The organism is Rhizobium sp. YS-1r (genome assembly GCF_000757525.1).
GTDB lineage: Bacteria > Pseudomonadota > Alphaproteobacteria > Rhizobiales > Rhizobiaceae > Neorhizobium > Neorhizobium petrolearium.
In genome coordinates, this window is record NZ_JPYQ01000032.1 from 24,119 (window position 1) to 37,040 (window position 12,922).

The 12,922-nt window shown below is 62.4% G+C and carries 13 protein-coding genes; 9 read left to right on the top strand and 4 right to left on the bottom strand.

From position 1 onward, the window contains the following. Window positions 1-14: 14 nt before the first annotated feature. From JL39_RS20245 to JL39_RS20255, 3 genes are read left to right on the top strand one after another with little or no spacing between them, the layout of a single operon-like run. On the top strand, window positions 15-1,799 hold the full coding sequence (locus tag JL39_RS20245; protein WP_037154854.1) for a gamma-glutamyltransferase family protein: 1,785 nt from the start codon (window positions 15-17) through the stop codon (window positions 1,797-1,799). Between the two features lie 3 nt (window positions 1,800-1,802). Continuing rightward, window positions 1,803-2,567, top strand: coding sequence for a DUF1028 domain-containing protein (locus JL39_RS20250; protein WP_037154856.1), 765 nt, complete (start codon window positions 1,803-1,805; stop codon window positions 2,565-2,567). Further along, window positions 2,564-4,375 carry an ABC transporter ATP-binding protein gene (locus tag JL39_RS20255; protein WP_037154859.1) on the top strand — a complete coding sequence of 604 codons (1,812 nt, stop codon included), beginning with the start codon at window positions 2,564-2,566 and terminating at the stop codon, window positions 4,373-4,375. Before JL39_RS20250 ends, JL39_RS20255 begins: the two co-directional genes overlap by 4 nt. Before the next feature lie 12 nt (window positions 4,376-4,387). Here the strand turns inward: JL39_RS20255 and radC are convergent, their stop codons facing one another. Then, window positions 4,388-5,191 carry a DNA repair protein RadC gene (radC, locus tag JL39_RS20260; protein ID WP_037154861.1) on the bottom strand — a complete coding sequence of 268 codons (804 nt, stop codon included), beginning with the start codon at window positions 5,189-5,191 and terminating at the stop codon, window positions 4,388-4,390. Window positions 5,192-5,193: 2 nt separating this feature from the next. Then, window positions 5,194-6,030, bottom strand: a complete 837-nt coding sequence (gene map, locus JL39_RS20265; RefSeq protein WP_037154863.1) for a type I methionyl aminopeptidase — start codon at window positions 6,028-6,030, stop codon at window positions 5,194-5,196. A gap of 178 nt (window positions 6,031-6,208) precedes the next feature. Between map and JL39_RS20270 the strand changes: the two genes are divergently transcribed. Both JL39_RS20270 and JL39_RS20275 read left to right on the top strand, forming a co-directional pair. Next, window positions 6,209-6,457 (top strand): type II toxin-antitoxin system Phd/YefM family antitoxin, encoded by a 249-nt coding sequence (locus tag JL39_RS20270; protein WP_037154866.1) that lies wholly within the window; start codon window positions 6,209-6,211, stop codon window positions 6,455-6,457. After that, a complete protein-coding gene (locus tag JL39_RS20275) occupies window positions 6,447-6,728 on the top strand; it encodes a type II toxin-antitoxin system RelE/ParE family toxin (protein WP_037154868.1) in 282 nt (93 codons plus the stop codon). The genes JL39_RS20270 and JL39_RS20275 overlap by 11 nt, the downstream gene beginning before the upstream one ends. Here JL39_RS20275 and sfsA read toward each other — a convergent pair. Next, window positions 6,725-7,432 (bottom strand): DNA/RNA nuclease SfsA, encoded by a 708-nt coding sequence (sfsA, locus tag JL39_RS20280; protein ID WP_037154871.1) that lies wholly within the window; start codon window positions 7,430-7,432, stop codon window positions 6,725-6,727. The genes JL39_RS20275 and sfsA overlap by 4 nt on opposite strands. A 12-nt stretch (window positions 7,433-7,444) precedes the next feature. Then, window positions 7,445-9,292, bottom strand: coding sequence for a class I poly(R)-hydroxyalkanoic acid synthase (phaC, locus tag JL39_RS20285; protein WP_037154874.1), 1,848 nt, complete (start codon window positions 9,290-9,292; stop codon window positions 7,445-7,447). Between the two features lie 124 nt (window positions 9,293-9,416). Here phaC and JL39_RS20290 point away from each other — a divergent pair, with 124 nt between their 5' ends. The 4 genes from JL39_RS20290 (at window position 9,417) to JL39_RS20305 (ending at window position 12,919) form a co-directional block, all read left to right on the top strand. Further along, window positions 9,417-9,818, top strand: a complete 402-nt coding sequence (locus tag JL39_RS20290) for a hypothetical protein (protein ID WP_052183015.1) — start codon at window positions 9,417-9,419, stop codon at window positions 9,816-9,818. A 105-nt stretch (window positions 9,819-9,923) separates the two neighbouring features. Then, on the top strand, window positions 9,924-11,141 hold the full coding sequence (locus tag JL39_RS20295) for an LL-diaminopimelate aminotransferase (RefSeq protein WP_037155344.1): 1,218 nt from the start codon (window positions 9,924-9,926) through the stop codon (window positions 11,139-11,141). Window positions 11,142-11,211: 70 nt separating this feature from the next. Next, window positions 11,212-12,534 carry a homoserine dehydrogenase gene (locus tag JL39_RS20300; protein ID WP_037154877.1) on the top strand — a complete coding sequence of 441 codons (1,323 nt, stop codon included), beginning with the start codon at window positions 11,212-11,214 and terminating at the stop codon, window positions 12,532-12,534. Window positions 12,535-12,706: 172 nt separating this feature from the next. Beyond that, the gene (locus tag JL39_RS20305) at window positions 12,707-12,919 is read left to right on the top strand and encodes a hypothetical protein (protein WP_037154881.1); all 213 of its coding nucleotides are present in this window, start codon (window positions 12,707-12,709) and stop codon (window positions 12,917-12,919) included. Window positions 12,920-12,922 lie beyond the last annotated feature (3 nt).

Sequence of the window (12,922 nt, forward strand, 5' to 3'; positions counted from 1 at the left end):
GGAATATCGATATTATGACTGAATTCACCACAAGGCCCGAGATTCTCGGCACGTTCGGCGTCGTCACCTCCACCCACTGGATCGCATCCGCCGTCGGCATGGCGATCCTGGAAAAGGGCGGCAATGCCTTCGATGCGGCGGTTGCGACCGGCTTCGTGCTGCAGATCGTCGAGCCGCATCTCTGCGGTCCGGGCGGTGACATGCCGGCCGTCTTCTACTCGAAAAAGAAGGACAAGGTCGAGGTCATCTGCGCGCAAGGGCCGGCGCCGGCCGGCGCGACGATCGAGCATTACACGTCGGAAGGCCTGACGCTGATCCCCGGCGACGGGCTGCTCGCGACCGTCATTCCGGGCGCCTTCGACGGCTGGATGCTGATGCTGCGCGACTACGGCACGATGAGCATTCGCGAAGTGCTGGAGCCGGCGATCTACTACGCCGAAAACGGCCATCCGGTGCTTGCCCGTGTTTCCGCCACCATCAAGGGGCTTGCCGGCTTCTTCGAGAAGGAATGGCCGACCTCCTACGCGACCTGGTTGCCGGGCGGCGCCGCACCCGAGCCGCAGGCGAATTTCAGGAACCCGGTTCTCGCCGAAACCTGGAAGCGGATCATTGCCGAGGCCGAGGCGAAGACCGGCCGCGAAAACCAGATCGAGGCTGCCCGCGACGCTTTCTACCGTGGCTTCGTGGCAGAGGCGATCGACAAATATGTCAGCACCACCGCAGTGATGGATGCGAGCGGCGCCAGGCATAAGGGCGTTCTGACTGCCGACGACATGGCGAACTGGGAGGCGACCATCGAGGCACCGCAGACCTACGATTACCACGACTGGACGGTCGCCAAGACGCCGGCGTGGGGTCAGGGGCCAGTGCTGCTTCAGTCCCTGGCGCTGCTGAAGGGGTTCGACCTGTCGACGATGGACCCGGCCGGCCCGGACTTCGTGCATGTCGTCGTCGAAGCCATGAAGCTCGCCTATGCCGACCGCGAGGTCTATTACGGCGATCCGGAATTCGCGCAGATCCCGACCGAATACCTGCTGTCGGAAGGCTACAACGCTGAGCGCCGCAAGCTGATCACCAAGGAAGCCTCGCTTGAACTCCGCCCCGGCCGCGTGCCGGGTTACGACAACCAGTTCGACCTGACGATGGCGATGCTGGCGCAAGTAAGCGGCAAGGGGGCGGTCTACGAGCCGACCATGTCGCACCTCACCGAGAAGCGCGGCGACACGGTGCATATCGACGTCATCGATCGATGGGGCAACATGGTCTCGACCACGCCGTCCGGTGGCTGGCTGCAGTCTTCGCCGATCGTGCCCAGCCTTGGTTTCGCACTGAATTCGCGTGCCCAGATGTTCTGGTTGAAGCCCGGCCTGCCGACCTCGCTCGCACCGGGAAAACGGCCGCGCACCACGCTGACGCCATCGCTTGCGCTGCACCAGGGCCGGCCGACGCTGGTTTTCGGCACGCCCGGCGGAGACCAGCAGGACCAGTGGCAACTGCCTTTCTTCCTGCGGTACGTCCACTACAAGAAGAACCTCCAGGCGGCGATCGACATGCCGCTCTTCCATACGACGCATTTCCCGGGCTCCTTCTATCCGCGCACCAGTGAGCCCGGGAACATCATGGTGGAAAGCAATATCGGCGCCGAGGTCCTGGACGAACTGCGCCGCCGCGGCCACCAGGTGACGGTGGCCGATCCCTGGAGCGTCGGCCGCCTGACCGCCGCCCGCCGCGATGCGGACGGCCTGATGCGGGCGGCGGCGACGCCGCGCCTGATGCAGGCCTATGCGGTGGGGAGGTAGTCCATGACCTGGTCGATCGTCGCGCGCGACCCGCAAACGGGTCATCTGGGGATTGCCGTCGCGAGCCGCTTCTTCGCCGTCGGCGCCGCCGTGCCGCATATCAGGGGCAGGGTGGGCGCGGTCGCCACCCAGGCCTTCGTCAGTCCGCTCTACGGTACGGACGGGCTGAAGCTGCTCGAAGAGGGAAAGTTGCCGGAAGAGATCATCGGGACGCTGACGGCCCGCGACGACGGGCGGCGGCAGCGCCAGTTCCACCTGATCGACGCGAGCGGCCGCAACGCCGCCTATACCGGCGAGAACTGCGTCGACTGGGCCGGCCATCTGGTGGACGACAATGTGTCCGTCGCCGGCAACATGCTGGCCGGGCCTGAGGTGATCGCCGAGACGCTGCGCGTCTATAAGGAGAGGGCGGCGGCCGACGCGCCGCTTGCCGAACGGCTGCTCGATGCCATGGATGCGGGCGAGGCGGCCGGCGGTGACAAGCGGGGCAAGCAATCCGCCGCCATGGTTATCTATCGCGACCAGGATTATCCGTGGCTGCGAATCCACGCCGACGATCATACCGATCCGCTTCGTGAACTGCGGCGGCTCTACGCGGTGGCGCAGGAGCGTTACCTGCATGTCGCCGAGACCATGCCGACTCGCGAGAACCCGCACGGCATGATCGACCGCCGGGTGATCGACGAGAAGATCGCAGCGCTTGAAGCCGCCCGCGAGGCGGAAGGCCGCCCCTCCGCCTCCTTTGCCACGCCCTGGAAGCCCCAATGAGCGAAACACCCGTCCTTTCCGTCAAGAACCTCACGACCTCCTTCCTGGTCGACGGCGAATGGAAGAGCGTCGTGCGCGACGTCTCCTTCGACGTCGGCCCCGGCGAAACGGTGGCGATTGTCGGGGAATCCGGCTCCGGCAAGAGCGTCACATCGCTCTCGATCATGCGGCTGCTTTCGCCGGGTTCGAGCCGCATCGAGGGAAAGATCCTGCTGGCCGGCAAGAACCTGCTGGCGCTCTCCGAGAAGGAGATGCGCGGCGTGCGCGGCAACGACGCCTCGATGATCTTCCAGGAGCCGATGACCTCGCTCAACCCGATCTTCACCATCGGTCGGCAGATCTCGGAAGTGCTGACCCGCCACAAGGGCCTGTCGAAACATGAGGCGCGCGCCGAGACGGTGCGGCTTCTGGAAAAGGTGCGCATTCCGAACGCCTCCGCGCGCTTCGATGATTACCCGCACCAGTTCTCGGGTGGCATGCGCCAGCGGGTGATGATCGCCATGGCGCTCGCCTCCAGGCCGAAACTGCTCATCGCCGACGAACCGACAACGGCGCTTGATGTCACCATCCAGGGACAGATCCTTGATCTGATCAAGGTGCTGCAGGAAGAAGAGGGCATGTCCGTCCTCTTCATCACGCACGATATGGGCGTCGTCGCCGAGATCGCCGACCGCACCATCGTCATGTACCGGGGCGAGGCGGTGGAGAGCGGCCCGACGGAGGAAATCTTCCACCGCGGCAAGCATCCCTATACGCGCGCACTTCTCTCCGCCGTGCCGCGGCTCGGCTCGATGCGGAACCGCAAATGGCCGACCCGTTTCCCGGTTGTCGATGTTTCGACCGGCGAAGCGGCCGAACCCGCCGAGGTCGCGGGCACCGTCGATACGCGCAAGACGCCGGTCCTCGCCGTCAGGAACCTTGTCACCCGCTTTCCGATCCGCTCCGGCCTCTTTGCGCGCCAGACCGGTGCGGTGCATGCGGTCGAGAACATTTCCTTCGATCTCTTTCAGGGTGAGACGTTGTCACTGGTTGGTGAATCCGGCTGCGGCAAGTCGACGACCGGTCGCTCCATCATGCGGCTGATCGAGCCGACCGGCGGCGAGGTGGCGCTCGACGGTTACGACGTGCTGCATCTCGACCAGGTTGGTCTGCGCAACATGCGCAAGACGATCCAGATGATCTTCCAGGATCCGTTTTCATCGCTCAACCCGCGCATGACGGTAGGCCAGGCGATTGCCGAGCCGTTCATCAAGCACAGGCTCGGGACGGCGAAGCAGGCGAGGGAGAAGACCGCCGACCTCTTGCGCAAGGTGGGGCTTTCACCCGACATGGCGAGCCGCTATCCGCACGAATTCTCCGGCGGCCAGCGGCAGCGCATCGCGATCGCCCGGGTGCTGTCGCTCGACCCGAAGGTGATCGTGGCGGACGAAAGCGTCTCGGCGCTCGACGTGTCGATCAAGGCGCAGGTCTGCAACCTTTTGCTCGACCTGCAACAGAGCCTGAACCTCGCCTTCCTGTTCATCTCCCACGACATGGCGGTGGTGGAGCGGGTGAGCCACCGGGTGGCGGGGATGTATCTCGGCGAGATCGTCGAGATCGGCCCGCGGGCAGCGGTCTTCGAGAACCCGCAGCATCCCTATACGAAGAAGCTGATGGCTGCCGTTCCGGTGCCGGACCCGGCGCGGCGCGGCATCCGCCGCGGCATTTCCAACGACGAACTGAAGAGCCCCGTGCGCCCGATGGATTACCGGCCGCCGAAACGGGAATATCGTGAGGTTTCCGAAGGCCACCTGGTGCAGGTGGCCTAACGTCCGGGGAAATCAGATCAGCCTCAGCCCCTTCAGGCTGACATGCCCGTCCTTGCCGATGATGATGTGGTCGTGCACCGTGATCCCGAGCGGTTTGGCGGTATCGATGATCGTCTTCGTCATGTCGATATCGGCGCGCGAGGGCGTCGGGTCGCCGCTTGGATGGTTATGGACCAGAATAATGGCGGTGGCGGAAAGCTCCAGCGCGCGGCGCACCACTTCGCGCGGATAGACCGGCGTGTGGTCGACCGTGCCGTGACCCTGCACCTCGTCGGCGATCAGCGCATTGCGCTTGTCGAGAAAGAGGATGCGGAACTGCTCGCGGGATTCGTAGGCCATGGCGGCATGGCAATAATCGATGACCGATGACCAGGAGGAGAGCACCTGCTTGCCGCGCAACTCGCTTTTCAGCATCCGCTGGCCGACAGTCGCGACGAGCTTGAGGTCCAGTGCTACGGCCTCACCGACGCCCTTGACCTCCTGCAGCAGCGCCGGCGGCGCACCGAAGACCCCGGCCAGCGTCCCGAAACGATCGATCAGGGCCTTGGCGATCGGCTTGGTGTCGCGCCGCGGGATCAGCCGGAAGAGCAGCAGTTCGAGGACTTCGTAATCGGCGAGTGCTGTGTCGCCATGGTCGCGGTATTTGGTGCGCAGCCGCTCGCGATGGCCATAGTAATGGGCGCTCGGCTCTTCCTTGTCCAGAGCCGTCGATTTCCTGATGGCTTTCGGCTTGGAAAGCTGTTCGGCGAAAAAGCCGCGCTCGTCCTCGATGAAGGACGCCTGATCGTCCGGCGGAGAGGCCGAGCGGTTCGCCATGGCTACCTCGAAAGCGGCGGCAGGCCCGGCCGGTCGAGACCCGCGGGCGACAGCGTGAAGACCTCGCAGCCTGTGGCCGTCACGCCGACGGCATGCTCGTATTGCGCCGAAAGCGAGCGGTCGCGGGTAACCGCCGTCCAGCCGTCGGAAAGCACTTTCACATGCGGTTTGCCGAGATTGATCATCGGCTCGATCGTGAAGATCATGCCTTCCTTCATTTCCGGGCCTTCATCGGCGCGGCCGTAATGCAGGATGTTTGGCGAGTCATGGAAAAGCCGTCCGACGCCATGGCCGCAGAAATCGCGCACCACCGAGCAGCGTTCGCCTTCCGCATAGGTCTGGATCGCTTCACCGATCGCGCCGGTGCGCGCGCCTGGGCGGACGGCCGCGATGCCCAGCATCAGGCATTCATAGGTGACTTCGAGCAGGCGCTCGGCGGCGCGCTTGATCTGTCCGACAGGATACATGCGGCTCGAATCCCCGTGCCAGCCATCCAGGATATAGGTGACGTCGATATTGACGATGTCGCCTTCGCGCAGCGGCTTGTCATCCGGCATGCCGTGGCAGACGACGTGGTTGATCGAGGTGCAGACCGAATATTTGTAGCCGCGATAATTCAGCGTGGCGGGCAGGGCACCATGATCCATGCCGAACTCAAAGACGAAGCGGTCGATTGCACTGGTGGTGACGCCGGGCTTGACGATCGACGCGAGTTCGTCAAGGCAGCGTGCCGTGAGCAGGCAGGCCTTGCGCATGCCGGCAAAGTCTTCCGGAGTATAGAGACGGATCGCGCCCGTGTTCTTAAGAGGGGCGGAAACCGCCTCGATGTAGTTGACCATGGTTCTTCTCTCGCAATTCCTCCGTTCATAAAGCAGCAGGGCAGGGTTCGTCCATCGGGTTCAGCGAATCGTGAGCGGTTTGTTGGCGGCGATGTGGATTGATCGCACTGAAAGAGCCTTTTAAAGTGCTGTTTAGCGCTCTATATAAGGAGCGGATTGATATACGAAAGAGAGAGCCATGGTTAGCGTTGTCCTTGCCGAAGTGACAGCCAGCATTTCGGAACTGAAGCGCAATCCAATGGGAACCGTCGCCGCAGGCGAGGGAGCCCCGGTCGCCATCCTGAACCGCAACGAGCCGGCCTTTTATTGCATTCCCGCCAAGGCTTACGAAGTCATGATGGATAGGCTCGAAGACCTTGAACTCAATGCGCTGGCGGACAGCCGGGCAGGGGAAGCCGTCGTCAAGGTGACGCTGGATGAGCTATGAGCTCGCCTTTCTCGACGTTGCTTTGAAGGAGTGGCGAAAGCTCGACGCCAATATCCGCGATCAATTCAGGAAGAAGCTTGCCGAGCGGCTTGAAAATCCGCGCGTGCCCTCCGCCCAGCTTTACGGCGACGAGGACCGCTACAAGGTCAAGCTCAGAAGCGCCGGTTATCGTCTCGTCTACGAGGTCCGCGATGCGCAACTGATCGTGCTAGTGATCGCAGTTGGCCGGCGTGACCGGAATGCCGTCTACAAGGCGGCCGAGAAGCGTTAACCGAGACCGTCGACTGGAATCAGTCCCGAAGGGACGATCTCTTCGGGCGAAACGCGGCAGCGGACGGCATAGGCTTCGACGCCGCGGGATTTTGCCCGCTCGAAGGCCAGGGCATAGAGCGGGTCGAGGTCGGCGCAGATCGAAAAGCGCGTGCAATCGTGCCGCTGGATCAGGTAGATCATCACCGCCCGGTGACCGGCTTCCGCCATGTCGCCCAGTTCCTCCAGATGCTTGGCGCCGCGCTTGGTCACGGTATCGGGGAATTCGGCCAATCCGGTTTCCCGCATGAAATGGACGTTCTTCACTTCGACATAGGCATCCGGCAGGCCATCCCCGGAGAGCAGGAAATCGATGCGCGAATTGCGGCCATAGCGCTGTTCGCGCAAAATCGCCCCGTAGCTGGCGAGGCTCGGGATAAGACCGGCGCGGATTGCCTCCTCTGCAAGCCGGTTCGGCAGGCCGGTATTGATGCCGACCGTTTCGCCATCCACCTCGACCATCTCGAACATGTGCCGGTATTTGCGGGTCGGGCTGTCATGCAGCGACACCCAGATACGTGAACCCGGAGCCGTCAGCCCACGCATCGAGCCGGTATTGGGGCAGGAACCGGTAAACGGCGTGCCGTCCTCTGCGACCGCATCGAAGAGGAAGCGCTTGTAGCGCTGCAAAAGGGTCGCGGGGACGAGCGGCGGATCGAAACGCATGGGGAAGGGCGGTCAGATGCGGGCAAGCACATAGGTGCCGGGCGCGTCGGCAATCGCGTTGAGCGCCGAGCCGCCGGGCTTGCGGGCCGGGACTTGGGCGTCGTCCTTCGCCTCGATCCACTGATGCCAGTGCGGCCACCAGGAACCCTTGCTCTCCTCAGCCTTGGCAAACCAATCCTCGAAATCTCCCTTCACCTTGCCGCCCGTCCAGTATTGGTACTTCTGTTTGTCGGGCGGATTGACGACGCCGGCGATATGGCCGGAGCCGGTCAGCACGAAGTCGACAGGTCCGCCGAACAGCGAAGAGCCGAGAAAGACGGATTTCGGCGGCGCGATATGATCCTCGCGGGTTGCGAGATTGTAGACCGGGATCTTGATGTCCTTGAGGGAAACCAACTTGCCGCCGAGCTTCATCTCACCCTTGCTCAGATTGTTGCTGAGATAGCAGTTGCGCAGGTAATAGGCATGGTTGGCGGCTGCCATCCTGGTCGAATCGGAATTCCAGTAGAGCAGATCGAAGGGCGGTGGCTCCTGGCCCCTGAGGTAGTTGTTGACGACATAGGGCCAGATGAGTTCGGAAGCGCGCAGCATGTTGAAGGCGGTTGCCATCTTCGAACCTTCGAGAAAGCCGGCCGCATCCATCTGCTTTTCGATCGCAGCGATCTGTTCCTCGTCGACGAAAACCTTCAGATCGCCCGCATGGGTGAAATCCACCTGCGTCGTGAGGAAGGTCGCGGAAGCGATCCGGCGGTTCTTCTGCTTTGCGTGATAGGCAAGCGTGGCGGCGAGCAGCGTACCGCCGACGCAATAGCCGACCGCGTTCACCTGTTTCTCGCCGGTCGCCTTTTCGATCGTTGTGAGCGCGAAATCGATCCCCTCGCGCATGTAGGATTCCCAATCCTTCCTGGCGTGCCGCTTGTCCGGGTTGACCCAGGAGATGACGAAGACAGTGTGGCCCTGGTCGACGCACCACTTGATGAAGCTCTTCTGCGGGTTGAGATCGAGAATGTAGAACTTGTTGATCCAGGGCGGCACGATCATCAGCGGCCGTTTCAGCACGGTCTCGGTCGAAGGTTCGTATTGCAGGATTTCGCAGATATCGCTTTGGGCGATGACCTTGCCCGGCGTGAGCGCCAGATTGTGGCCGATGGCGAACTTGGTCGCGTCCGTATGGCGCAGCCTCAGTTCCCCGCCGCCGGCGGCGATGTCTTCGGCGAGCATCTTCATGCCGGCTACGAGGTTGGCGCCGCTGGTTGCGATCGTCTCGCGATAGATTTCCGGGTTGGTGAGCGCGAAATTGACCGGCGAAAGAGCCGCCGTGATCTGCTTCACGTAGAAAGCGGCCTTATGTCTGGTGTGTTCGTCCAACCCCTCGGCGTCACTCACCAGCTTTTCTGCCCAGGAGGCGGTGACCAGATAGACCTGCTTCAAAAACGCGAAGAACGGGTTCTTCACCCAGTCGGGATCGGCAAAACGCTTGTCGTTGGGCAACATTTCCGGCGCGAGTTCGACCGGCTGGCCGGAGAACCGGCTCAAGCTGCGCATCCAGATGCCCATGTAGCTCGAGAAAAGCAGCGTCTGCGCTTCCAGCGTCCGCTTCGGATCGGAGATCCAGTATTCCGTCACTTTCGAGAGCGTCTTCACGAGATCGGTCATCGGGTCGGCGGCCGAATCGACGATCTCGCCACTCTCACGGGGCTTGAGCCATTCCGATGCCGCCTTGCCGAGATTCTCCAGCGCCCGAGCGACGTTCATCGCAAGCGCGTGCGGGTCCTTGACCATATAGGCCTCGACCGATTTGGGATCGAAGCCCGGAAATTCCTGTCCCGTGCCGCCCTTATCCTCGGTCTTTTCCGTCACGCACGGCCTCCCAGCGAATTCTCGTTTGTTTTCGTTTGTACATTGTGCCCGAAAGCGAATACAAGTGCCAGCGATCGGCGCGTTCAGGTAGATATATTGCCGGCACGGAAACTGGGTTACGGAAATGGAAAAACTGAGGCATGGAATCGTCGGCATACCGCTATGGGTGGGTCTTGGCGCACTGTCTCTTTTGACCGGCTGCAACAGCCAGAGCTTCGCGCTCGACGACGGCATTCCCAACACGCCGCCGCCCGCCGTCGTCGCCCAGTCCAGCACCTCGCCGGCGCCCGGTCCGCTTGTCAAGAAAAACACCGGCACCTATCCCACCTTCGCCCCGACTCTGACGGCTGCCGCAGAGCAGATCGAAGATGACGATTACCATAAGAGCGAGCCGCGGCTTGCCGCACTGGCCCGCGCCCGCAGGACCGGCTCGATCTCGGAAGCCGAGTATCAGCGACGCGTCGCCGAATATCGCAAGCTCGCTGCCGAGCACGGCAACGACGCCTTGGCCAACATCGCCAAATAGCGCTTGCGTTTCGGCCCGTTTGGCCGCAAATCACAAATCGTCTAGGATGCGCCACGAAGCAGCGCAATGAGGCCTGCTTTCCGCATCTATTTTTTCGAGGGAGCCATGGAAGAGTTTCATAAAGTCCGGCGTCTGCCGCCCTACGTTTTCGAACAGGTCAACCGTTTGAAGGCGAGCGCGCGAGCGGGTGGCGCCGACATTATCGATCTCGGCATGGGCAATCCCGATCTTCCAACGCCGAAAGCGATCGTCGACAAGCTATGCGAAGTGGTGCAGGACCCGCGCACGCACCGCTATTCGTCTTCCAAGGGTATTCCAGGCCTGCGCCGCGCCCAGGCCGCCTATTATGCCCGCCGGTTCGGCGTCAAGCTGAACCCTGAGACCCAGGTCGTCGCGACGCTGGGCTCAAAGGAAGGCTTTGCCAATATGGCGCAGGCGATCACCGCGCCAGGCGACGTGATCCTCTGCCCGAACCCGACCTATCCGATCCATGCCTTTGGCTTCCTGATGGCGGGCGGCGTGATCCGCTCCATGTCGGTTGAGCCGGACGACAGTTTCTTCCCGCCGCTCGAACGCGCCGTGAAGCATTCGATCCCGAAACCGCTGGCGTTGATTCTCAACTATCCGTCCAACCCGACGGCACATGTGGCGTCGCTCGATTTCTACAAGGAAGTGGTGAGCTTCGCGAAGAAGCACGACATCATCGTGCTATCGGATCTGGCCTATTCGGAAATCTACTTCGAAGGCGAGCCGCCGCCGTCCGTGCTGCAGGTGCCGGGCGCGATGGATATCGCCGTCGAATTCACCTCCATGTCGAAGACCTTCTCCATGCCCGGCTGGCGCATGGGGTTTGCCGTCGGCAACGAGCGCCTGATCTCCGCATTGACGCGGGTGAAATCCTATCTCGACTACGGCGCCTTCACGCCGATCCAGGTGGCCGCTACCCACGCGCTGAACGGCGACGGTTCCGACATTGCGGAGGTCCGCAATATCTACAAGCGCCGCCGCGACGTGATGGTCGAGAGCTTCGGCAAGGCCGGTTTCGAAGTGCCGCCGCCGGCTGCGACCATGTTCGCATGGGCGAAGATCCCGGAAAAATTCCGCCACCTCGGTTCGCTGGAGTTTTCGAAGCTTCTTGTCGAGAAAGCGGATGTCGCGGTCGCGCCGGGCGTCGGTTTCGGCGAAATGGGCGACGACTACGTCCGTCTGGCGCTCGTCGAGAACGAGCATCGTATCCGCCAGGCTGCGCGCAACATCAAGAAGTTCCTGTCGACGGCGGATGACACGATGCACAACGTCATCTCGCTCAATACGCGCCGCTGATCGGATTTCTTTAGCATGAGGCGGGTCCCCGTGGTCCGCCTCCTCCTCCCCAGGAACCAGGAAGAATAGCATGTCAGATGCCCTCAAAGTCGGGATTGCGGGTCTCGGCACCGTTGGTGCCTCGCTCGTCCGGATCATCCAGAATCGCGCGAACGAACTCACCGTCACGTGCGGCCGTGCGATCGAGATCACGGCCGTGACGGCCCGCGACCGCAATCGCGATCGCGGCATCGATATTTCCGGCATCGCCTGGTTCGATACACCGGAGAAACTGGCAGCAGAAGCCGATATCGACGTCTTCGTGGAACTGATGGGCGGCGCCAATGGACCGGCCGCGAACTCCGTCCGGGCGGCGCTGGAGCGGGGTCTCCATGTGGTGACCGCCAACAAGGCGCTGCTCGCCGCCTCCGGCGTGGAACTCGCGAAGATCGCCGAGGAAAAGGGCGCGCTCCTCAATTTCGAGGCGGCGGTCGCCGGCGGCATTCCGGTCATCAAGGCGCTGCGCGAATCCCTGACGGGCAATACCGTCTCGCGCGTCTACGGCATCATGAACGGCACCTGCAACTACATCCTGACCCGGATGGAGAAGGAGGGCCTGTCCTTTGCCGACTGCCTCAGGGAAGCACAGCGTCTGGGCTACGCCGAAGCCGATCCGGCCTTCGACATCGAGGGCAACGACACGGCCCACAAGCTTGCCATCCTCACGACGCTGGCCTTCGGCTCCGAAATCGCCGCCGACGAGATCTATCTGGAAGGCATCACCAATATCTCGATCGAGGACATCCGTGCCGCGTCCGATCTCGGTTATCGCATCAAGCTGCTCGGCGTTGCGCAAAAGACCGAGAGCGGTATCGAGCAGCGGGTGCACCCGACCATGGTGCCGCACGACACGGTGATTGCGCAGGTTGACGGCGTCACCAATGCGGTGGCGATCGAATCCGATATCCTTGGCGAATTGCTGATGGTTGGCCCCGGTGCCGGCGGCAATGCGACGGCATCCGCCGTATTGGGTGATATCGCCGATATCGCCAAGAGCCGTCCGGGAGAGCAACGCGTGCCGGTGCTGGGCACGCCGGCTGCATCGCTCGCTCCCTACAAGCGCGCGCGCATGCGCAGCCACGAGGGCGGCTATTTCATCCGCCTGACGGTGGCCGACCGCACCGGCGTCTTTGCCTCGATCGCGACGCGCATGGCGGAAAATGCGATCTCGCTCGAATCGATCGTACAGCGCGCAACACCGGAAGCCGGCGACGACAGCCCCAAGACGATCATCCTCGTCACCCATGCGACGACCGAGGCTTCGATCCGCAAGGCGGTTGATGCGATCAAGACGGAAAGCTATCTCGTCGGGGAGCCTCAGGTGATCCGCATCGAGCGGCCTAAAGCCTTCTAGGATTTCAGGAAAATGGCCGGTTTCCTTGCCGGCCTTTTTATTCGCGGAAGGGACGGTATGCTCCTGAAACAGCCGTCAAAAAAGCAGGCCTTATGAAGATTTCAAGACTAGCCGGGCGAGGTTCCCGGGCGTAGATTGTCAGGTGTAATCACCATCGCGAGGAGGCGCTTGCGTGATCACCATGAACACTGGGAAAAAGGCCTACCGGCTGGGAATTGGTGGAGCCGTCGACAAGTCGATGGGTTCGCGGACCTTGCATCTGGTCCATGCAAACGATCAAGCGAGTGACGATTTCGAAGGGCGCGGGAATTGGAGCTTCATGCTCGTCTTCTTTGCGGCCCTGATAGGCTTGGCCGCGTGTGCGATAATCTGGTTTTCGCTCTGAGAG